We start from the raw sequence: 19,465 nt of genomic DNA on the forward strand, positions 1-19,465 counted from the left end.
CCCTCGCCGCTGAGCGCGCTTAAATAGTACAGCTATCGCCACAGTCGTTGGCACCGTCGCGCATACCTTCAATCTCTTGACTCTCTTGCTTGTCTTTTTCAGCCTGTTTCTCTGCTACTGACTGCTCAACAGAGTCAAAATCGATGCTATCAAACGCATCCATATCAAAATCGCTCATAACTCACTCTCTTAAATAGTAAAAAAGGCTTCTTTTTGCTGAAGCCTTTGTATCGGGGCGCAAGTGTAATTCAAATGTATATTCTGGCTAAATGAAGACTTCGCCTAACTCATAACAAGATGAACTAGCGTGATGTTTTTTCAACACTACTGCACATCAACGAAGCGCCTTTGATGTCTTCACAGGCCTCTCCCCACGATGAGCGCCCCGCAATAAGTGTCATCGCCAATGGACGTGATCCAAATGAATACCGCGTTGCAATTACTAGTGCGCTTCAATTATTTTAGTAATGCGGAGGCGGGGTTTCTTCTGACTGCTTAGCAATATTAGACGGCTCGATAGACTTAACGCGGTCAACGACATGGCGTACTTTAAAGGCTAAATCGTCAAGCTGCTTTTGTTGCGAAGACAGCGCTTCATTAAGTGCCTCGATAGTGTGTTCTTGAAAGGCTACCTTCATCTGTAACTCTTCGATATAGCTATTGGCGCTATCTATTTGCTGTTGTAGATGCTCAGCGCTTTTCTCTGTCATGTAAATTCTCTATCTCTCTCGTTGCCATTCTTCGGCAAGGCCACTACTGCTTATGGACAATATATTATCATTGGGGAGGAAGGCGACGCCATACACAACTGCGGTTGGTGGTGAAACTGACTCTCGTGAAGCAACCTGAATGGATTGCACTTGCTCGCCAGTTTCCAAATCCCACAGGTATACTTTTCTGGCGGGAGAGCCTGTTAGTAAAAACTGACCATCTTTGGAAAACTCAACGTCTGTGAAGATTTTCTGACGCGCTGCATATTTGAGGGATGCCACAGGCTGCCCGGTTTGCACATTCCACACTTGCGACTTGCTCTGGCTGTCCGCAGTAAAAGCAAAGCGGCCTTCATCATCAAGCGCTACTTTTGTTACTCGCGTGGGGTGGGTGAATGTATGAATTATTTGCCCAGTGTCAGTGCTCCATAAATACGCTATGTAATCGTTGCCCCCCGTCAATGCGAACTTACCGTTAGGGGAAATATCAATGGAGTTAACCTTTTCTTGATGCCCTAAAAACTCTAGTCGACGCGAAGTACGAGGTTCAAAGTACATAACTTTGCCATTTGAGCGCGCCACCAGTATGCCGTTACCATTATTGGTAACCACCACATCTCTAATTGATGACTCGTCGATGCGCCAAAAACCTTCAGGTTCGCCGGTCTCCAGACTCCATAAGGCAAACGCCTCGCGGTCAGCGGTCACAACATAGCGTTTGTCGGCGCTAATGTGCACTGACATGACCAGGTTGTCACCTTCACCTTGGTGGCTCCAGTGATAAAGGGGCTCACTTTGTCCAATTCGCCATACGTTTACCCCGTTATTCACACCTGAAACCACCGCTAACGTGCCGTCGGTAGAAATATCTGCGGCATAGGCGCCTTCTTCTACATGACGCCACTGCTGTATTGGCGTACTATCAGGGACAGAGCATCCCATGGAATTACCTATAAGTACGATGAGTAACGCTATTCTATGGAACATTTGAGGCCTAAACATAATCAAATGGGTTTCGCTTTGTAAACGCTAGGTTTAACATAGCATGGATCACGCATCTTTAACTATCGTGCACACTGCCTTGGATGCAGCAGTATAGACATAGACGCATGATGATAAAAATTTATGGAGACGTTTTTATGCAGAAGTCGCTCGTTGCCTTATCTACTATCGCTGCGCTAGGCCTTTTCGCTTGCCAGCCAAATACATCTGATGAGGCCGCTTCTACAAGCGCTGATAGTGCAAAAACAACTTCTGTTTCAGCAGAAGAAATGACAGATACGCAAAAGCAAGCTTACGCCATGGGCGCAAGCATGGGTTTGTTCGTTAGCAACCGTGCCGAACAACAAGAGCAACTGGGTTTAACATTAGACCAAGATGCGCTACAACAAGGCTTTAAAGACGGTCTAAACGACACCCTTAAGTTTACGCCAGAGCAGATTCAGCAAATCGCTCAACAAGGCGAAGAAGTACTTCGCGCTAAGCAGCAAGAAATGGCGGAACAAGCCGCTGAAAAAAATATTGAAGCTGGCCTAGCTTACCTAGAAGAAAACGGTAAGAAAGAAGGCGTGGTAACTACCGAATCTGGTCTTCAGTACGAAGTACTTGAAGAAGGCGAGGGTGCAAGCCCAGAAGCGACAGACATGGTTAAAGTTCACTACCGTGGCACCTTGCTAGATGGCACAGAGTTCGACTCATCTTATAAACGTGGCGAGCCAGCAGAATTTCCACTTAATCGCGTTATTTCTGGTTGGACTGAAGGCGTTCAATTGATGAAAGAAGGCGCAAAGTATCGCTTCCATATCCCATCTGAACTTGCTTATGGTGCGCGTTCTACTGGCGCAATCACGCCAAACTCGACGCTTATCTTTGACGTTGAGTTGCTAGAAGTGGTTAAGCCTGAAGCAGAAGCGCCAACGGAATAAGTTAGTGCTTTAAGAAAAAGAGAAAGCCGACGCATAGCGTCGGCTTTTTTGTTTTAGTGAGTCAGCGTGATCCTTGCTTACCTTTTCCCTACGAGCCAGTGGATTTTCACCACGCGCGTACCCAAATAGTAAAGTGGGTTATTCAATATGCTTGGTGCCTCGAATTACACTATTAAGCTTAGTCTAAAGTGGTAAAATTTCACGGTAGAAACGGCATTTTCTTGTAACAATTTAGCCTTAAAAATAGCGTCTTAAAACTAAAGGTTTTAACGCTGTGGTGCGCGTCGTCTTTCAGTGTGTACTTTGAACGTAGCAAAGTGATTTAAAAGCGACTGCCCAACTTTATACATGGCACAGCCCAAAATTAAATATACCACTGTTTGCATACTCTTTAAGCGAACAACAATATCAAGTGAGGCATAGAGTAATAACAGCCCACCGCTTAAAAACAGCATGAAACCAATGATAGTACCGCTGGTTTGGAACGGGTCGTTCCCCGACCTTCGACGGTTCAACACAGGTATCCTGTTACGCATTCATATCCCCTAATAATTAGAATACTATTTATACTACGACACTACGTGAAAGGTTTATGTTCAATAATTATTCAATCTACTCACTTTGTCACTTTTTGGCATACAGAAAGATTGCGTTTTGCCTTATTACCCACATAAAGTAAGGGTAATTAGCTGGATTATTTATAGGACATTGTGAAAACACCGCTTATCACTCGAAAGGGCTATTTAAAGTTAAAGCAGGAACTGGATTTCTTGTGGCGTGAAGAACGGCCAGAAATAACTCGCAAAGTAACCTGGGCTGCAAGTCTTGGCGATCGAAGCGAGAATGCCGACTATCAGTACAATAAGAAGAAGCTGCGAGAAATAGACCGCCGCGTGCGCTATCTTCGCAAATGCTTGGAAAACCTTAAGGTTGTGGACTACGACCCACAGCAAGAAGGAAAAGTCTTCTTTGGCGCCTGGGTCGAAATTGAAAATGACGCGGGCAAAGTAATGGAACTAAGGCTCGTAGGCTACGATGAAATTTTCGGCCGAAAAGACTACATTTCTATCGACTCTCCTATGGCGAGAGCATTGCTGGGCAAAGAAGAAGACGATGAGTTTGTTGTGAAGACCGAAACGGGCACCAATGAGTGGTGGATAAACCGTATTTGGTACGATTCAACAGACAAATTGTGAACCGTTATATGCGCCAATAAATTACTCGTTGATGACGCAATGATCAGACGACTTCCCCTACACCGCGGTGATATACTCACCGCTCATATTTTCACTACGAACGCTGTGTATATAAGCCTTTCGCACACCGTTTATTCGCCATTGCCTAACGCGAATTTTTAGTATCTTAGAGCGACTTATGATTATCAATAAAATTGCAGATGAACTTAGCGTTCAACCTTCGCAAGTAACTGCCGCCGTTAAACTTCTTGATGAAGGGGCTACCGTACCTTTTATCGCGCGTTATAGAAAAGAAGTGACACAAGGCCTTGATGACACGCAGCTGCGTACCCTAGAGCAGCGCTTAACTTACTTGCGAGAGCTTGAAGAGCGCCGCGATGTTATTCTTAAATCGATTGAGGAACAGGGCAAACTGACCGACGAGCTTAAAAGCAGCATCACCAGTGCAGACAGCAAAACTACCCTGGAAGATTTGTACTTACCCTACAAACCTCGCAGGCGCACTAAAGGCCAGATTGCTATTGAAGCAGGCCTCGAACCTTTAGCTGATGCTTTATTTACTCATCCTGATACCGATGCTGAAAGTGCAGCAAGCGAATACGTTAACGCAGATAGTGGCATTGCTGATACTAAAGCAGCATTAGAAGGCGCCCGCTATATCTTAATGGAGCGCTTCGCCGAAGACGCTACGCTGCTGGCAAAAGTGCGCAAGTACTTAACTGAAAATGCTTATGTAAAAAGCACGGTTGTATCAGGTAAAGAGCAAGAAGCCGCCAAATACAAAGACTATTTCGAACACAGTGAAAAGTACAAGAACGTACCATCTCACCGCGCGTTGGCGATGTTTAGAGGCCGCAACGAAGGCATGCTACACATTCAGCTAGATGCCGACCCGCAGTCAGAAGACAACGGCCCGTCGCATTGCGAACATATTATTGCCAGCCATTACGATATTATGCACCGCGGCCGTGGTGCAGATGACTTCTTAGCTCAGGTTGTACAGTGGACGTGGAAAATCAAAATTGGTTTACACATGGAAACTGAGCTCTTCAGCGCCCTTCGTGAGCGCGCTGAAGAGGAAGCCATTGAGGTATTTGCTAAAAACTTAAACGACCTGTTGATGGCTGCGCCTGCAGGTGCAAAAACCACTATGGGTTTAGATCCAGGTTTGAGAACCGGCGTTAAGGTAGCGGTCGTAGACAGCACGGGTAAAGTGGTCGCAACCAACACCATTTTCCCGCATGCACCACAAAATCAATGGGATAAATCTATTCGCACGCTCACCACGTTGTGCAAGCAATACAAAGTAGATTTAATCAGCATTGGCAACGGTACAGGCTCACGCGAGACAGACAAACTTGTTGGTGAAATGCTCAAGAACAACAGCGAGCTTACTGCACAAAAAATTATGGTCAGTGAAGCGGGTGCATCGGTGTATTCAGCCTCTGAGCTTGCCTCAAAGGAATTACCTGATCTTGATGTGTCAATTCGTGGTGCGGTGTCTATCGCACGCCGCCTGCAAGACCCGTTAGCGGAACTGGTTAAAATTGAGCCTAAAGCCATTGGTGTTGGCCAATATCAGCATGACGTAAGCCAAAGCCAGTTAGGCAAGTCGCTAGACCGTGTTATTGAAGACTGTGTAAACGCCGTTGGGGTTGACTTGAACACTGCTTCGCCCGCGCTATTGAGCTACGTATCGGGCTTGAATAAAACTCTAGCGCATAACATTGTTAATTTCAGGGACACTAATGGCGCTTTCCCAGACCGTAAAGCGCTATTGAAAGTTGAACGTTTAGGGCCTAAAGCCTTTGAGCAAGCGGCAGGCTTCCTTCGCATTGTAAACGGCACAAACCCACTTGATGCCTCTGCGGTTCACCCCGAAGCGTACCCAGTGGTAGATAAAATTGTAGATACGACCGCTGTTGCTGTTAATGACATCATCGGCAATACCGAGCTTCTAAAAAGCCTGTCGCCAGATACCTTTACCAGCGACGCATTCGGTTTGCCAACGGTTAAAGACATTCTAAAAGAGCTGGATAAACCAGGCCGCGATCCTCGTCCAGAGTTTAAAACTGCCGCGTTTAAAGAAGGCGTTGAAACCATCAACGATCTTAAACCAGGCATGATTTTAGAGGGTGTGGTTAGCAACGTGGCCAACTTTGGCGCGTTCGTTGATGTAGGCGTACATCAGGATGGACTGGTGCATATTTCAGCACTGACTAACAAGTTTATCTCAGACCCGCGCGAGGTAGTTAAAGCAGGCGATATCGTCAAAGTAAAAGTGCTTGAAGTAGACGTACCGCGCAAGCGTATCTCCTTCACCATGCGCTTAGACGATACACCGAGTCAAAGCAATAATGCAGGCGGCCATAGCGCTTCAGGTAAGGGAACCTCAGGTAAAGGAGCTAATAGCCAAGGTGCAGGCAGAGCACAAAACAAAGGGCCTGGGCGTACAAACCCTAAAGCTAACCCTCGTTCAAATCAGGGTGGCGGCAATCGCAACAGCCAGCCTCAAAACAGCGCCATGGGCAACGCCTTTGCTGATGCATTTGCTAAAGCAAAAAAGTAAACAGTAGCGATTCAACATAATTTACTGTTGCTTATAGAGGGCCTGTCACTGACAGGCCCTTTTTGTATCACGCTTCCATTTAGCCTGCCGTTTTTGTTACATTAGATTGTGGTACATTAGTTCGGGCGCATGGAAATTTTATGTGCCCAAAAACTCTTTAGCCAAAAGCACCAAAATAGAGAATACCGAAATAATGAAGAGGTGTGGGTCACACCGAAACCGAAGTTCGTATATTGGTAGCGTTTAACAAGGCCGTTGACATGCTTTTAGAGCCTTAACGTTTAACGAAGGTAATGTTGCTCATTTGACCACAGCCTTTTTCTAGGCAGCACTTTCGGACAACCACAATGAGCTAAGGGCCACTAACCTTTGGTGTACGAGCATAATCATCCAACTGTACAGCAAAGATTATCTGCCCTCATCAAAGGATGATTTTATGAACTCGCCTGTCTCAAAAAACATGCTGAATGTCAGCGCCGATTACCCCGACCTTCGGGATCGTTATTACCAGCCAAATCTTACTCCACTTAAGCCTTTTATCGACCCGCCAGGCAATTTGGTTATTTTAGACCAAGGTAAAGATGGAGCGTGCACCGGCTTTGCATTGGCCGCTACCATTAATTTCATTTACCGTCAGCAAGGCCGAAAACATACTGTTAGCCCGTGGATGCTTTATGCCATGGCCAAACGTCATGATGAGTGGTTAGGTGAAGCGTATGAAGGCTCTAGCTGCCGCGGTGCAATTAAGGGGTGGTACAACAGTGGCGTATGTTACGAGTCACTAACTGAAGATATTAAGCACAGCAACGAATTTGAAATGACCCTAGCTATTGCTAACAATGCAAGCAATCACAGGCTAGGTGCGTACTACCGTATTGAACGAGAAATTAGCGATTTTCATGCGGCGCTTAACGAAGTGGGCGTAATCTTTGTTTCCGCCAGAATTCATGAAGGCTGGAAAGATAGCGAAGGTGATGTAATAAGCCTAAGGCCTGAACCCATGGGTGGCCACGCGTTTGCCATTGTTGGCTATAACGATGAAGGGTTCTGGATCCAAAACTCCTGGGGGACGGATTGGAAGAAGTCAGGGCTGGCACTTTGGCGTTACGACGACTGGGCGTTAAACGTTATGGATGCGTGGGTTGTTCAACTCGCACTTCCTATCTCTGGCACAGGAACTTACCATCAGGCTACGCGCTCTATTGCACAGGGTTTGTTTTCTCGCTCCACACCACGGGTGAGCATTCAAGATCACTTCGTTCATTTCGACGACGGGCACTTTGATACCAGAAGTAAATATTGGAGCAATAAAAACCACGTCGATGCCATTATTGAAAAACTTTCTGACAGTAACCATCGCCATGTAATGCTATATGCACACGGCGGCTTAAATAGCATAAAAGCTTCGGCTAAACGCATTGCTGCCATGAAAGACACCTTTCTTAAAAACGATATTTACCCCATTCACTTCATGTACGACACGGGTATGCTAGAAGAACTCAAAGATATTCTGGGCTTTAAGAATAAAGAGATTAGCAACAAAGTTGGAGCCTTCACTGACTACACCGACCGCATACTAGAATGGGCAACACGTAAAGTAGGCGGCGCACTGTGGCGAGAAATGAAATCAGACGCTTGCACGCCTTTTACCCGTACCACATCAGATGGTACGTATTTCCTAACGCAATTGGCCGCCTACTTGAAAGACAATTCAGATATTAAGCTGCATGTCGTCGGTCATTCGGCAGGCTCTATTTTTCATGCACACAGCCTATCTAGGCTGTCTAAAGTTGATGAAAACATAACGATTAAGAGTCTGCATTTACTGGCTCCAGCCATTAGCTACCCCTTGTTCAACGAAAAGCTCTCTGCGCTTATAGAAAGGAAACACATTGAATCGACCACGGTTTACAACTTATCTGAAGCGTTGGAAAAAGATGACCACGTGGCGCGTATTTACCAGAAGTCGTTGCTCTATTTAGTATCAAATGCGTTTGAATCCAAACCAGAGATGCCCTTGTTAGGTATGGCTGTGTTTAATCAGCCGCTGCCTAACGTGACGTTTAAGTACAGTGAAGGGAAAGAAGGTGATGCCACCGCCGCCACGTCCCACGGCGGCTTCGATAGCGACGTAGATACCATGAACTCGGTGCTTTCAGACATCACTGGCGGCTCACCTAAATATCCGTTTACAAAGGCAATACTGGATTATTAAGCCCTGCTGGTTTTAAGGCAATGCAAGGGAAGTGAAAGTGCTTTTTTCGCGATTTAGCCCTTAGCTATGACGGGCTAAATCGTTCGTGCAATGTTAAGCAGCTAGCGTTAAATGCACGTTATCATGCTTGAAGCGATAAACCTTCTCTAGAGGGGGTGTAAGCTTGCAAATAAGTATTTTGAATTCGGCCAATTCGTGTTTGCATCGCATTAGACTCATTTGCCTGAAAGCCTTGTGTGTCTGCTGATGAGGATTGATTATCTAACACCATATTCGCAATAGAATCGGTTGCGGTGCCTATATTTGTATCGGGCTGCAAGGCTGCCCCTGAGTCTGCAACAATGCCATTGCTTTGTGCTGAGGTAGAACCTGTTGAAGCTGTTTCTGTTTGGCCTTTGGCAATCTCGCTACGGGCCTCTGTGGCTTTTTGAGAAGCCTCTGCAGCCACTTTTAAATCTTGTGATGAAGGTTCAGCTGGTGCGAGGGCGGCTGCGCGCACTTGCTCCATTTTTTTCAGCGTTTCTTCAGGCGTTTTTTCTTCTGAAACATCAATCGACACTTCGCCATCGGTCACATAGCGTTTATTGTCAGGGCCTGTAGTGTATTCATATTGCGGAGCACCGGCGTACTGACCGCCTGTTGAAGCATGCGCTTGCTCGTGAACCCTTACTTCCTGATCCCGGGCTTTTAACTGCTCAATTTCAGCAGCGTCTTGTTTCTCTTGCTGTTCTTGTTGCCTGTCTTGCGCGCCCTGCTTGCCTGCACTCTCATCTTGCGCATTATCTTTCTGTTGCCCAAATACGTTTTGAAAGGCAGCTTGAAGTTCTGTTTGTACCTGAGGGCGCTCGTAAGTAACCGGCGCTGGCGGCTGGCCGGGGCTCTTCGCTTTATCGGCTTCTGACCCTAAGCCTTTTTGAGAAGCCCCTTGCTGGGAATCTGACGCTTGGGGAATAGTTTCTCGCTGCACGTTATCTCTACGTGCAGACTCTGTATTTATGTTCGCCGTGGGATAAGCAATGGCGTTAAGGATTGGTGTAACGATATTCACCGTAACTGTTCCACCTACGCAAGCACGTCTATGATGGTACCAAGCATCTCATCGGCAACACCTAATACTTTGGCAGAGGCTTGGGCATTACGTTCGTTTACATTGAGCGCGATTAAGTCGTCAGTGAGACGCGTGGAGGTAGACGTTGAATTCGATGACGTGTTTATTGTGTCGGTATTGGTCGCAATAGGTTGAGCGGGTGCTACCGCATCCTCAGCAGTTCGCTGAGCAATATTTGATGCTGCCTGCGAAATTCCGTCGCTGGCATTTTGTAAACCATATTGAGCCGCTGCAAATGCAGAGCCTGCACCTAAACCATCAATACTTGTCATACACTACCCCTAACCTCTCATGTGCAATTATTAACCAATTTCACACAAATGGAAAGACATGTATCACACCCTGTCATTAACTTATTGTAAGCAGGCGATTTTTATTAAGCTGTCAAAGATAAGAAAAGCTTCAAACTATCGGCAAGCCGCGGTTTGAAGCTTCATGTCATCGCTCTATTAAGACGCCTTTTGCTGGTAAACGCCAGCGGCAAAGCGAAATAAAATGTCAGCAGTTTGCTGAGGATGTGAAATAAACGGCGCATGCGACGCATGAGGCAGAACAACGGTATCGGCCTGCGGATGTAGCTCACATATATGATCTATTCCGCTGGTCGGCACTAGACTATCTAACCTGCCATACAGTCGTAACGTGGGTGTAGTTATTCGCCCCACGTCTTGACGCATGTCTTCAGTAGACAATATGCGTAAACCTTTCTTAAGCGCTTCCTCGGCGGGATCTGGGAATTGGGTTACCTGTTCTCTGATCGCCTTAATATCCTGCTTTGCCGTTTCGCTGCCCATCGCTTGAATTGCCAAAAAACGTTCCAGTGTTTTCTGATAGTTCTTTTCAAGCTGAGTCTCGAACATTGAAAGTAAATCGGCAGCAATACCCGGCCAACAAGGCCCTGCTATAAATCGGGGTGTTGAAGCAATCGTTACCAGTCCGGTAAGTTTTTCTGGTGCTAACAGCGCTAACTTTTGCGCAACTAGTCCACCTAATGACCACCCAACCAACACACACTGGTTTGGAAGCTGGTTCACAATGGATTGAGCCAATGTTTCCACGTTATACGGTGACGGGACGAACTCTGCATTTTCTCCAAACCCAGGAAGATCTATGGTGGTGACGCGAAAATTATCGCTTAAATAAGGAATAAAGGATGTGAACGCTCCGCTGTTCATACCCCAACCATGAAGAAATACCACATCTACGCCTGTACCCTGAGTACGGGTGACAAGCTCGCCGTTTGTATGCAAACTTTCCATTTACACCTCCTTAGGCAGTCACGTGTTTTTGAGGCAACACGAAATAATGAAAACAGGTCGACATTCGACAATTCAAGGAAGTTGATGGAATCAACACTATGAACCTTTCATGCTTGCTATGTTATCAGGCAAGTCCTACGCCAGTATGTCACTGGTGTGAAGATGACATATTTTTTTTCGATGCCACGTTGCACGGAAGTAACCTACTTCAATATGGCCCTGTGGCAGGCCACGTCAAGCATAGCCACTATGACGCGTTACGCGTTTTGGGACTTCATACGTGGCCAATGTCATCGCTGGTTCACCAGTTAAAGTTTACGCATTCCCTTACGGCAGGAAAAGTATTAAGTAACTGGTTTGTCCATAAAATGCGACAGTGCACTTTATCAGTGCCCAATGTGCTGCTTCCGGTGCCAATTAGTGCATGGCGACTTGCTACACGGCACTACAATCAGGCTACGCTTCTGTGTGAAAGCATAAGCAGTGAGCTGAATATTCCAGTTAACCAGTCGTGGGCCAAACGACGGGGCTTTAGCGTGCAGCATCACTTATCCAAAATGGCGAGAGCCGAAAACGCAAGCCGTGTATTTAGCCTATCGACTCAGTGTATCGATGATGAGATAGCAATAGCGCAAGGTAATAAAGATGGCAGCAACTTCAGCGTTGCAATTGTCGATGACGTACTCACCACCGGCGTGACCGTGAATACATTGAGTAAAAGGCTCAAAAAACGCTACCCAAATTTACACATTCAGGTGTGGGTCGCGGCATTTACGCCACCACCTAAAAGCAGTCTGTATCAGAAAGCCTAGTGATCAGAAGCGGTGATAATGAAAAGCGCGGCATTCGCCGCGCCTTTCAAGCTGATTTAGCGAATAAAGTGAGACTGGTAGATTGCATTGGCCAGCATCTTGTTCGTGCCATACCAGTACCCTCTAAACTGCGTATTGTCGGTAAAGCCAATGACAACGCCGCGCCCCATTTTTTGAGTCGTCACAGCAGTTGATTCAGCCATTAGCGCAACCATTCTTTTGTCACTAAACCCAGCCATGAGAGGCTCATCAGTGTAGCGTGCAGGTGTTATAAAGGGTGAGCTACTGGCCTCCACTATCATATTATTGGTTTTAAACATAGGCAGTGTGTCGTCATCATAGCCGTAGAATAATGGATGAGTATTGTCGATATTGGCTTCAAACACAGCGCCAGCCACCAACTTTCTGGCGTATAACGATGCGCCATCTTTATAGCTGAGTTCGCTTTCATCGAACGCGTTATCAATACTCTCTCGACTAACAATTTCTACGTCTAACCATTTATGTTGAGCGAAATAACGCAACGCGGATTTCTGCCCCACGATCACGCCACCGGCTTTCACCCACTGTTCAATTTGAGTTCTTTCACTTTCGGTAAAGCGATATCCACCGCTAGGGAATAAAAGGTGCGTATAAGTAATGCTAGGATTATTAAGCGCGCTTGTCAGATGTTGTTGCTCAACAATACTGGCAGCCAGCCCCACTTTTGTGTCGAAATAGTGCCATATTTCACCTGCTTCGTATTCACTGGTGCCTTCGCCGCCCACTATTAACACCTGTGGCAAGGTAACAGGTGCCATGCTCCGGCTACCCAAATCGTGCCCAGTGGGTGTTAACCCACTGCGCAAACTAAACACAGGCACCTGAAGTTGCTGTTGCGCATCGCGCAAAATGGCCGCCAAGTTTTCTGGCTGACCCAGCCCTTTCGGTACAACTATGCTGCCAGGCTGAAGCTCAATGCTGTTGCCATCGTATTTAATAGCGGAAAACGCTTCTTCACTACTACGCACCTTAACGCCAGCTTCCAATAACGTTTGCAGCATGGCTGGCGCATAGTACTGCTGCCATGAAAACGCATACGCGTATGCCTCTGGGTGAATATCATTAAGTGCGGGTTGTGCAAGTGCGGTGCTGTCGCTAAGTTTTAGGCTTCGCGCATCGCCCCTATCTAGAGGCGCGTAATCCAAATTGAAAGCCAAAGCCAAATTCCACGTTGATACATCGTAAAACGTGTTGTTCTCAAACGAGGTTTGGGTAGAGAAAATTGACTTTACTAAACGGTATTGAGGCTGGTTTGAAGGAATATAAATCGCGCTACCTGCACCATAGCGAACTTTGCTTACCTCAACATCTTTCGTTAACACCTCGTAATTAATATGATGCTGTTCAAGCAATGCAACAAATGCGTTAAAGCGAGCTGTGTCATTCGATGCACTAACAACAAAACCTACCTGCTCATCCTTTTCAGCCAGTGACTTTGTGCTCTTAACAAAACCCGATTGATAATGGAGAATAGCAGCCTTATTTGCCAATGCGCCTCTAAAAGTGCTTAAAGACGTAGTAATTTGATTTGCTATGGTGTCTTTGAAGGCAAGCTTGCCATTAATAGAGTCCTGAATGTGGCCCCGTGAGCTTGCTTGCTCAAAAAGAATACCCACACTGCCGTGTAAATCTGGATAGGTCGAGCCTTTGCCTGCGTAGAAATCGTCAAACGCTTCTTGGGTAAAATAGAGCTCCCCTTGCTCATCAAACGCGGCAGCGTGATACTGGGCAAGCGCTTCAGTTAGCGTAACGTTCTCATCAGGCGTCAGTGGATTTTTACGCGAGCGCACACCAGGCTGGAAAAAATAGGTGCTGTCTGTCCCCATCTCATGAAAATCGGTGAGGATATGTGGGCGCCATTTATGAAACTGTTTAATTCGCGCCTGCGACTCTGGGTGCGCCAGTAATAGCCAGTCGCGGTTTAAATCAAACCAGTAATGATTTGTTCGACCTGACGGCCACCCCTCATCGTGTTCACGATGTCGACTGTCAGAAACCAGCTGCTTGCCCTTGTGCATATTTGCCCACTGAGCAAATCGAGAAAGCCCATCGGGGTTGAAAGACGGATCAAACAGCACAATATTGTTATTCAACAAGGCATCAATTTCTTTACCTTCAGCCGCGGCCAAATAATAAGCCAACGCAAGTGAAGCATTGGTTCCGGAAGGCTCGTTACCGTGAATACTGTAGCCCATGTAGAAAATAAGGGGAGCATCGCTACCTACTTTCTTGCCGCTTTCCATTGCATCAATGTGTTGCTGCCTCATCGCCTCAATATTGTTTCTATTTGAGGGCGCTGTGATTGTCAGTAACAGAAGTGGGCGGTTTTCGTGAGTACGGCCGGTTTCTTCAATGGTGATACGGTCAGACTTCTCGGAAAGTAGTTTCATATAATTGACGACTTGGTCGTGACGCACATGCCACTCGCCAATGTTGGCGCCTAGTATCGATTCAGGCGTGGGAATAGCTGGGTTGTAGGATACCGTGTCAGGTAAGTATGCTGTCACCGGCTGCCCGCCTACATCAGGTGCAATAGTAACAGTTGAAGCAGAGGCGGGATGTGCTAATGATTTCTGACTGGCTGTTGCCCCAAAGGCGATGGTACCAAGGGCTAATAATGAAACGAGTGAGAATGGATTCTTTTTGGCGGTGTAATGCAATTTCGCGAACATAGCGCTTCCCGTCTTGTTGTTATGGTTGAGAATAGTGTCGACGTGCACGCCTCTCAACAAATTCGATTCACTGGAATAATTTATTTAATTAATACCTGACTGTTTTACTCAGGTAAATTTGATACAATAATCCAAATTTCAAAATATGTAGGACTTGCTGATGATAACTATATCAGAAGAAGCCCAGGCTCACTTCGTAAAACTGTTGAGTAAACAAGAGTCTGGCACGAATATTCGTGTATTCGTCGTAAATCCAGGCACTTCGTCGGCTGAGTGTGGCGTGTCCTATTGCCCACCAGACGCGGTTGAAGAAACAGATACCCGTTTGCCATTTAATGGTTTCGATGCGGTCGTAGATGAAGAAAGCGCGCCTTATTTAGAGGAAGCGGAAATTGACTACGTTACCGATCAAATGGGCTCACAGTTAACCTTAAAAGCACCTAATGCTAAAGCGCGTAAAGTGTCTGACGACGCACCATTAATTGAGCGAATTAACTATATGATTGAGTCGGAAATCAATCCTCAGTTAGCGAGCCATGGTGGCAATGTTGTATTGACAGAATTGACTGATGACGGCTATGCCATACTTCAGTTCGGCGGCGGCTGCAATGGTTGCTCAATGGTAGACGTAACGCTTAAAGAAGGTATTGAGAAGCAAATGGTTGAGCAATTCGCTGGCGAGCTTAAGGGCGTGCGCGATGCGACTGAGCACCAAGCGGGTGAGCACTCTTACTACTAAGCGTAATATTGCACTTGCTTAAGTGTATATCTCGATAACTATCTCATGCTAAAGCAAGACATTCACAAAAGCTGGCAACGATTCAAAATAGGTCTATCTATTTTCGTTGTCGGCGTCTTGCTGTTGTTTACCTTAAGTGAACTTCATATCACGCTGCATTACCTGAGCCTTCTTATATTATTTGTCGGTTTCGCTATCGCCATGTTGGGTTACTGGGGAATTTTTATTCAGCGTTTTTCGTTTATAAAAAACAAAAAGCCACCGCCTAAATTCTGATTACTTCCTGCTCTACGCCATACCTTCTTGCCCTATTCTTAATGTAAGCCAGTCTGATTGCATTCAGTTTTACCCATACGCCATACTCTACATTGCGAAGCTGTCTCCCGTTCATTTATGTTCGCCTAGCGCTCGTCTCGGGTTATAGGTAGATTAGAGGTTGCGCAAAGTGCCTAACAATATGAAAAGGAGCTGTAGTGAATACAACAAAGAAGCTGGGCCTGCTTGGCGGAATGAGTTGGGAATCAACGGTCAGTTACTATCAAGCCATAAACCGTGGTGTTAATGCTCGACTTGGCGGCCTTCATAGCGCACCGCTGATAATAAGCAGCGTTGACTTTGCCCACATAGAGCAGCTTCAGCATAAAGGAGAATGGGATAAAACCGCCGATATACTGATCCGCGAGGCGAAGCACTTAGAAACTGCGGGTGCAAAAGCCATATTAATTTGTACCAATACCATGCACAAAGTAGCAGCTGACATAGAGCAGAAGATCACTATTCCACTTATTCACATTGCCGACGCTACGGGGTGCGTGTTGCAACAAGATAGGGTTAAGAAAGTTGGGCTACTGGGCACCCGCTTCACCATGGAACAAACCTTTTATACATCCCGCCTTAAAGAGATTTTTGGCATTGAGGTTGTTACTCCAAATGCCCAACAACGAGACACGGTTCATAACATTATTTATGAACAATTATGCAAGGGCGTGATTTGTGTTGAATCCCGTAACGCGTATATTGACATTATAAATGAACTGGCGGCCGAGGGTGCTGAAGGCATCATTTTAGGCTGCACAGAAATTGCCTTATTAGTTCAACAACATCACACCAAAGTTAAGTTATACGATACTACCGCTATCCATGCTTCAGCTGCGGTAGATTTTGCATTAGCTCCCTAAAGCGTTAGCAAAGGGTAAGTAGCGAAATACACATAACCTAACTTTGATAAAAGGGAATTGGCCCTACTATTTTCAGAGGACACAGCTATGTTTAGCCACGTAATGATTGGTGCGAACGACCTTGAAGCATCAAAAAAATTCTACGATGCTATTTTAGGAGTATTAGGATACGAACCAGGCGTTTTTGATGAATACGGACGGGTTTTTTACTATACGCCAAAAGGTATTTTAGCGCTAACAAAGCCGATTAACGGAGAGGCTGCCACACACGGTAATGGCACCACACTCGGCCTTGCCGCTCGAACACCAGACATCGTTGATGAATGGCATAAAGTAGGAAGCGAGAATGGGGGCGTGCCATGCGAGGACCCACCGGGTATTCGAGGCAATGGGGAACGCCAACTGTATCTTGCTTATCTGCGAGACCCAGCGGGCAACAAGCTCTGTGCCACGCACATCGTAAGAAAATAGCTGTAGTGCTGCCTGCTTAAATGATCACGCTCTTTTTGCAGGCTATTTGCTTTAAGCTGTCTATTTGGCCCAAAGCCCTTTGAGTAATAGCCCTTTGAGTAATAGCGCTTTGGGTAATGCCTAGTTAAGTCTACATATAAGCCCTAACCAAACGAAACTGCATAGGTGTTGCTGTCCGGCCGCTCAATATCCTAAACGGGTTTCGCCTTTTCTCTTCTTTGCACTTTGCACTATACATTGTTGCTAGATGAATTAACCTTGAACCAGAAAAAGCTCAGCTAACAGAGGGAATATGACACCTGAAGAAACTGGCAAGGCCTACGACACCATTACACACCTTTGGACTCGTCCTGAATTTAATCAGAAAAATGGGTTAACCGCCTACCAAAAAGCATTGTCATTTTTAGCGGACACCCCATCACAAGAGCCTGATACGGTGCCCAGCGAAGCGCTTGATAAGGGAGAAGCGCTTGGTAAGGGCGAAGCGAGTAATAAAGACAAACCAAAGAAACGAGGTTACGCACTAGACATAGGTTGCGGATGCACCAATCGTTTTGTCCCGGTTATCGAGCGCGCAGGGCTAACTTACGAAGGCATTGATGTTTCCAAAGATATGCTGGCCATTGCGGCGTCCCAATTACCCGCTCATACCTTCTATTGCGCCGACGTGTGTACATTCACTATCCCCAAACACTATTCGTTTATTAGTGCTTGGGATAGCTTTTGGCATATTCCCCTAACGCAGCAAGAGCCTTTGCTTAAGAAGCTAGTGGATCATTTAAACGATGATGGTGTTTTGCTTTTTAGCTGTGGGGGTACAGGTGAAAGCGGTCAACACACAAACAAAGTGATGGGCCCAGAATTCTACTACGCCTCGCTGGGGCTACATAGATACATAGAAATATTGATAGAAGCAGGCGGGTTTGTTCGTCACGTTGAATTCGATCAGCACCCTGAACTACACACTATTATCATTGTGCAAAAAAGAACCGCGCAAAAAACACAGTAGCAAAAAAAATAATACTGAATGATGCCCTAGAAAAACTGAGAGAGTCACCGTGCTCAGCACGCCTTCCCTAAGTAAGGTCAGCGAAGCGTTATAAAACACTAGCTTTGCGGTGTCGCTAGCTCACCGCGTTTATCTAAACGATAAAAGCTCCAGGCCAATGTCACACCGCGAGCGAGTAAAAAGGCAAGGAGAGCATACCAAAGGCTGACGTTACCGTGATCTTGCGTGAGATACCAAACGGGGAAATACACCCCTAACGCACTTATTATCATGGTATTTCTCATTGCGCTGGCTCGGGTAAGACCAACAAATACGCCATCGTACAAAAAACACCAATGCGCTAATAGAGGAAGTAATACCATTAGACCAAGATAAGGTAGCGCAGCTTTTACAATGTCACTATGCTCGGTAAGCAGCGCGATAATAGCCTCACCGCCAGCGAAAAATATCAAGCTATAAATAAGGGCAAAAATACTCGACCAGACTAACCCTTGGTAGGTGCGTCGTTTCACTTCGCTGCTGTCAGACGCCCCCTTGGCTTCACCCACCAGCGCTTCCACACCATAGGCTATGCCATCAAGTCCCAATGCAATAAGAACAAAGAACTGCATGAGTATGGCATTGACGGCCGCCGACGTTTCGCCGTAACGGGCACCTTGAATGGTGAGAAACGCTAAGCAGCCCTGTAATGCTAAGTTGCGCAATAGCATGTCACCATTAAGTTTCATCAGTACCTTCCGAGCTGCACGGTTAAACCACGATGCACTCACCGCGACACCGCCGACGCGCTTAAACGCCACCGCTAGCGCCATTATAGCCATGGTATACTCAGCGATAACACTGGCCAGCGCCACGCCAGCTACAGACAAACCAAGCCCGAACACAAACACTACATCGAGTCCCGCATTCAATAAATTTCCCACAATTTGAATAGCCATGACGCTGCGCGTTTTTTGCTGCCCTACTAACCATCCAACTAATGCCAGATTAAGCATGGCAGCTGGTGCGCCCCATACCCGCGTCGAAAAATAGTCTTGAAGATGCAGGGCAACTTCACTGTTTGGCTGAGTTAAAGCTAAGCCTATAGACAAGATAGGAGATTGAAGAGCAAGTACCACAGCCCCCAGCACTAGAGCAACCGCCACCGTTTGCCACAGCACTTTTGCTGACTCTAATGTATTGTTCGGTGAGCCTTTAGCTTGTGCACTCAAGCCTGTTGATGACATGCGAAGAAACCCGCACACCCAGTATATTTGCGTTAAGATAAGTGCGCCCACCGAAGCCCCTGCAAGCATGGCTGGTAAAGACATGTGTCCCAAAACCGCGGTATCCACCAAACCTAATAGAGGCGTAGTAATATTCGCTAAGATCATGGGAAGCGCTAACGCCAACAGACGGGAATGGTCGTCAAAAAAGGAGCGCTGAGTTAGTTGGGCAGGGGACATAAATGATCTCAGTAGGGGTTAATTTCGCTATATACTATCAACCTATGCAGCGGCATAAGTGAAATGTGTACCAGCTTGACCATGTATAAGATTGGCCAAGTCGCATTATTTGGAG

General features: G+C 46.3%; 19 protein-coding genes. 9 read left to right on the forward strand and 10 right to left on the reverse strand.

What is annotated here, in order from left to right:
* Positions 1 to 19 precede the first annotated feature (19 nt).
* The 3 genes from MHM87_RS03330 to MHM87_RS03340 form a co-directional block, all read right to left on the reverse strand.
* Positions 20 to 178: a hypothetical protein gene (locus MHM87_RS03330; protein WP_012520154.1), complete on the reverse strand. Its 159-nt coding sequence runs from the start codon at positions 176 to 178 to the stop codon at positions 20 to 22.
* Positions 179 to 461: 283 nt separating this feature from the next.
* On the reverse strand, positions 462 to 710 hold the full coding sequence (locus tag MHM87_RS03335; RefSeq protein ID WP_052234916.1) for a SlyX family protein: 249 nt from the start codon (positions 708 to 710) through the stop codon (positions 462 to 464).
* Between the two features lie 9 nt (positions 711 to 719).
* Positions 720 to 1,652 carry a hypothetical protein gene (locus tag MHM87_RS03340; protein ID WP_081099416.1) on the reverse strand — a complete coding sequence of 311 codons (933 nt, stop codon included), beginning with the start codon at positions 1,650 to 1,652 and terminating at the stop codon, positions 720 to 722.
* A 197-nt stretch (positions 1,653 to 1,849) separates the two neighbouring features.
* Here MHM87_RS03340 and fkpA point away from each other — a divergent pair, with 197 nt between their 5' ends.
* Positions 1,850 to 2,635, forward strand: a complete 786-nt coding sequence (gene fkpA, locus MHM87_RS03345) for an FKBP-type peptidyl-prolyl cis-trans isomerase (protein WP_014951335.1) — start codon at positions 1,850 to 1,852, stop codon at positions 2,633 to 2,635.
* Positions 2,636 to 2,901: 266 nt separating this feature from the next.
* On the opposite strand, the gene MHM87_RS03350 is transcribed toward fkpA, so the two are convergent.
* Complete coding sequence (locus MHM87_RS03350; protein WP_239257765.1) at positions 2,902 to 3,171, reverse strand: hypothetical protein; 270 nt, start codon at positions 3,169 to 3,171, stop codon at positions 2,902 to 2,904.
* A gap of 174 nt (positions 3,172 to 3,345) precedes the next feature.
* Between MHM87_RS03350 and greB the strand changes: the two genes are divergently transcribed.
* The 3 genes from greB to MHM87_RS03365 all read left to right on the forward strand — a co-directional run bounded on the left by greB (position 3,346) and on the right by MHM87_RS03365 (position 8,615).
* Positions 3,346 to 3,831 carry a transcription elongation factor GreB gene (greB, locus tag MHM87_RS03355; RefSeq protein WP_239257766.1) on the forward strand — a complete coding sequence of 162 codons (486 nt, stop codon included), beginning with the start codon at positions 3,346 to 3,348 and terminating at the stop codon, positions 3,829 to 3,831.
* 178 nt (positions 3,832 to 4,009) lie between these two features.
* On the forward strand, positions 4,010 to 6,400 hold the full coding sequence (locus tag MHM87_RS03360; protein ID WP_239257767.1) for a Tex family protein: 2,391 nt from the start codon (positions 4,010 to 4,012) through the stop codon (positions 6,398 to 6,400).
* A 436-nt stretch (positions 6,401 to 6,836) separates the two neighbouring features.
* A complete protein-coding gene (locus tag MHM87_RS03365) occupies positions 6,837 to 8,615 on the forward strand; it encodes a C1 family peptidase (protein ID WP_239257768.1) in 1,779 nt (592 codons plus the stop codon).
* 121 nt (positions 8,616 to 8,736) lie between these two features.
* On the opposite strand, the gene MHM87_RS03370 is transcribed toward MHM87_RS03365, so the two are convergent.
* The 3 genes from MHM87_RS03370 to bioH form a co-directional block, all read right to left on the reverse strand.
* A complete protein-coding gene (locus MHM87_RS03370) occupies positions 8,737 to 9,663 on the reverse strand; it encodes a putative metalloprotease CJM1_0395 family protein (RefSeq protein ID WP_239257769.1) in 927 nt (308 codons plus the stop codon).
* Between the two features lie 14 nt (positions 9,664 to 9,677).
* Positions 9,678 to 9,995, reverse strand: a complete 318-nt coding sequence (locus tag MHM87_RS03375) for a hypothetical protein (RefSeq protein WP_014951365.1) — start codon at positions 9,993 to 9,995, stop codon at positions 9,678 to 9,680.
* Between the two features lie 177 nt (positions 9,996 to 10,172).
* Positions 10,173 to 10,982, reverse strand: a complete 810-nt coding sequence (gene bioH / locus MHM87_RS03380; RefSeq protein WP_239257770.1) for a pimeloyl-ACP methyl ester esterase BioH — start codon at positions 10,980 to 10,982, stop codon at positions 10,173 to 10,175.
* Positions 10,983 to 11,080: 98 nt separating this feature from the next.
* Here bioH and MHM87_RS03385 point away from each other — a divergent pair, with 98 nt between their 5' ends.
* Positions 11,081 to 11,794: a ComF family protein gene (locus MHM87_RS03385; RefSeq protein ID WP_039235725.1), complete on the forward strand. Its 714-nt coding sequence runs from the start codon at positions 11,081 to 11,083 to the stop codon at positions 11,792 to 11,794.
* Positions 11,795 to 11,850: 56 nt separating this feature from the next.
* On the opposite strand, the gene MHM87_RS03390 is transcribed toward MHM87_RS03385, so the two are convergent.
* On the reverse strand, positions 11,851 to 14,508 hold the full coding sequence (locus MHM87_RS03390) for a M14 family zinc carboxypeptidase (RefSeq protein WP_239257771.1): 2,658 nt from the start codon (positions 14,506 to 14,508) through the stop codon (positions 11,851 to 11,853).
* Between the two features lie 160 nt (positions 14,509 to 14,668).
* Here MHM87_RS03390 and nfuA point away from each other — a divergent pair, with 160 nt between their 5' ends.
* The gene (gene nfuA / locus MHM87_RS03395; protein WP_014951369.1) at positions 14,669 to 15,247 is read left to right on the forward strand and encodes a Fe-S biogenesis protein NfuA; all 579 of its coding nucleotides are present in this window, start codon (positions 14,669 to 14,671) and stop codon (positions 15,245 to 15,247) included.
* A 265-nt stretch (positions 15,248 to 15,512) separates the two neighbouring features.
* On the opposite strand, the gene MHM87_RS19820 is transcribed toward nfuA, so the two are convergent.
* Positions 15,513 to 15,638, reverse strand: coding sequence for a hypothetical protein (locus MHM87_RS19820; RefSeq protein ID WP_275443096.1), 126 nt, complete (start codon positions 15,636 to 15,638; stop codon positions 15,513 to 15,515).
* Between the two features lie 82 nt (positions 15,639 to 15,720).
* Here MHM87_RS19820 and MHM87_RS03400 point away from each other — a divergent pair, with 82 nt between their 5' ends.
* From MHM87_RS03400 to MHM87_RS03410, 3 genes are all read left to right on the forward strand, one after another.
* The gene (locus MHM87_RS03400) at positions 15,721 to 16,425 is read left to right on the forward strand and encodes an aspartate/glutamate racemase family protein (protein ID WP_014951371.1); all 705 of its coding nucleotides are present in this window, start codon (positions 15,721 to 15,723) and stop codon (positions 16,423 to 16,425) included.
* A gap of 87 nt (positions 16,426 to 16,512) precedes the next feature.
* Complete coding sequence (locus tag MHM87_RS03405; protein ID WP_014951372.1) at positions 16,513 to 16,896, forward strand: VOC family protein; 384 nt, start codon at positions 16,513 to 16,515, stop codon at positions 16,894 to 16,896.
* 292 nt (positions 16,897 to 17,188) lie between these two features.
* Positions 17,189 to 17,905 (forward strand): class I SAM-dependent methyltransferase, encoded by a 717-nt coding sequence (locus MHM87_RS03410; RefSeq protein WP_239257772.1) that lies wholly within the window; start codon positions 17,189 to 17,191, stop codon positions 17,903 to 17,905.
* Positions 17,906 to 18,003: 98 nt separating this feature from the next.
* Here MHM87_RS03410 and MHM87_RS03415 read toward each other — a convergent pair whose 3' ends face one another.
* The gene (locus MHM87_RS03415; RefSeq protein ID WP_239257773.1) at positions 18,004 to 19,350 is read right to left on the reverse strand and encodes an MATE family efflux transporter; all 1,347 of its coding nucleotides are present in this window, start codon (positions 19,348 to 19,350) and stop codon (positions 18,004 to 18,006) included.
* Between the last annotated feature and the right edge of the window lie 115 nt (positions 19,351 to 19,465).

This window comes from Alteromonas sp. Cnat3-28, assembly GCF_022348265.1.
In the GTDB taxonomy this organism is placed as follows: Bacteria; Pseudomonadota; Gammaproteobacteria; order Enterobacterales; family Alteromonadaceae; genus Alteromonas; species Alteromonas macleodii.